The sequence below is a fragment of the Streptomyces sp. NPDC059371 genome (assembly GCF_042751995.1).
In the GTDB taxonomy this organism is placed as follows: domain Bacteria; phylum Actinomycetota; class Actinomycetes; order Streptomycetales; family Streptomycetaceae; genus Streptomyces.
This window is the reverse complement of sequence record NZ_JBHYXD010000207.1, coordinates 1-2,204: the sequence shown is the minus strand read 5'-3', so window position 1 is coordinate 2,204 and position 2,204 is coordinate 1. Positions and strand designations below refer to the sequence as shown.

Below are 2,204 nucleotides of genomic sequence, written 5' to 3'. Positions count from 1 at the left end.
CCCGCTGCAAGCAGCGGGGCCCTTCGACGTTAGTGCCCGGTGAGGCACTGGCGGAGGATACGAGATTCGAACTCGTGAGGGGTTGCCCCCAACACGCTTTCCAAGCGTGCGCCCTAGGCCACTAGGCGAATCCTCCGGGGCAAACAATACAAGACGTTGAGGAGTGCTCGCGAACTCGTTCCCCGCCCCGCGGATCCTGTACTCTTTGCGGAGCCCCTCACGTGGCGCTATCTGACTGAACTCCCCCAGGGCCGGAAGGCAGCAAGGGTAGGTCGGCTCTGGCGGGTGCGTGGGGGGCGCTTGCGTTTCCGGAGCGGTCACCCGGACGGCCCAGGGGCCGGTGGCCGTGTCCGCCGGGGACCGGATGCCGCCGGGGTCGCGCCCGGGATGCGCTCGGGGCGGTCCTTGATGTCAGTGGGCGCCTATAACCTCGTAGACGTGTCGTCTCTCGCGCTGTACCGCCGCTATCGCCCGGAGTCGTTCGCCGAGGTCATCGGGCAGGAGCATGTCACCGACCCGTTGTCGCAGGCGCTGCGGAACAACCGGGTCAATCACGCGTACCTGTTCAGCGGTCCGCGCGGGTGCGGCAAGACGACGAGCGCGCGCATCCTGGCCCGCTGCCTGAACTGCGAGCAGGGCCCCACCCCGACCCCGTGCGGCCAGTGCCAGTCCTGCCAGGACCTCGCCCGCAGCGGCCGGGGGTCCATCGACGTCATCGAGATCGACGCGGCTTCGCACGGTGGTGTGGACGACGCCCGTGACCTGCGCGAAAAGGCCTTCTTCGGGCCCGCGAGCAGTCGTTACAAGATCTACATCATCGACGAGGCCCACATGGTCACGCCGGCCGGATTCAACGCGCTGCTGAAGGTCGTCGAGGAGCCCCCGGAGCACCTCAAGTTCATCTTCGCCACGACCGAGCCCGAGAAGGTCATCGGGACGATCCGGTCGCGGACCCACCACTACCCGTTCCGGCTGGTGCCGCCCGGCACCCTGCGCGAATACCTCGGCCAGGTCTGCGGGCAGGAGGGGATCCCCGTCGCGGACGGCGTGCTGCCTCTTGTCGTACGGGCCGGCGCGGGGTCCGTGCGTGACTCCATGTCCGTGATGGACCAGCTGCTCGCGGGTTCCGCCGAGGACGGTGTGACGTACGCCATGGCGACCTCGCTGCTCGGGTACACGGACGCCTCCCTGCTGGACGCCGTCGTGGAGGCGTTCGCGGCGGGGGACGGCGCCGCCGCCTTCGAGGTGGTGGACACCGTCATCGAAGGCGGCAACGACCCGCGGCGGTTCGTCGCCGACCTGCTGGAGCGGCTGCGGGACCTGGTGATCCTGGCGGCCGTCCCGGACGCGGTGGAGAAGGGGCTCATCGACGCCCCGGTCGACGTCGTGGAGCGCATGCAGGCCCAGGCCGGGGTCTTCGGCGCCGCCGAGCTGAGCCGCGCGGCCGACCTCGTCAACGAAGGGCTGACGGAGATGCGCGGGGCCACCTCGCCGCGCCTCCAGCTCGAACTCATCTGCGCCCGCGTCCTGTTGCCCGCCGCCTACGGGGACGAGCGGTCCGTCATGGCCCGCCTCGACCGTATCGAGCGCGGGGTGAACTTCTCGGGCGGCGGAGCCGCCCCCGCCATGGGGTACGTGCCCGGACCCGAGGCGCACGGCCCGGTGCCCGTCCCGCAGACCGGTCCCGCGGCTCCCCCGGTTCCTCCGGGGGGCGGCCTCGCGGCGGCCCGCGCGGCGGCCCGGGGAACGGGACAGGGCGCGCCGCAGGGCGCGGGTCAGGTTGTGGGGCACGGGGGTGCCGGGGACAGCGCCGGTGCCGTTCCGGGCGCGATGCCCGGGGTGACGGCTCCCGCGGTGCCCGCCGCTCCCGCGACGCCCGTTGCCCCCGCAGCTCCCGCGGTGCCCGCCGCGTCCCACACCGCCCCGGCTCCCACAGGGGCGCCGTCACCGGCGCCCGCCGCCCCCGAGCAGCCCACGGCTCCGTCCGGCGCCCCCACGGGGGCCGCGCCCGGTGCCTGGCCCACCGCCACGGCGGCCGGCAGCGGACGGCGGCCCGGCGGCTGGCCCGCGACGGCCCCCGCCGGCGGCGGCCGCCCTCCGGCGCAGTCCGCACCCTGTCTCTTATACACCTCTGAAGCTGCAGAATATATTTTAGGTTGATATCTCGGTTGTCTCAGTATCATTATCAAAGTGGGTGGGTGGGG

1 tRNA gene, 1 other RNA gene and 1 pseudogene are annotated in these 2,204 nt (G+C 72.3%); 2 read left to right on the top strand and 1 reads right to left on the bottom strand.

The features are described from left to right. Positions 1-48: 48 nt before the first annotated feature. Positions 49-136: transfer RNA gene (locus ACFXGX_RS43200), tRNA-Ser, on the bottom strand. 72 nt (positions 137-208) lie between these two features. On the opposite strand from ACFXGX_RS43200, the gene ffs reads away from it, so the two are divergent. Both ffs and ACFXGX_RS43190 read left to right on the top strand, forming a co-directional pair. Next, an RNA gene (gene ffs, locus ACFXGX_RS43195) (signal recognition particle sRNA small type) lies at positions 209-307 on the top strand. Between the two features lie 131 nt (positions 308-438). Continuing rightward, a pseudogene (locus ACFXGX_RS43190) lies at positions 439-2,115 on the top strand (DNA polymerase III subunit gamma and tau); the annotation flags it as partial. Positions 2,116-2,204 lie beyond the last annotated feature (89 nt).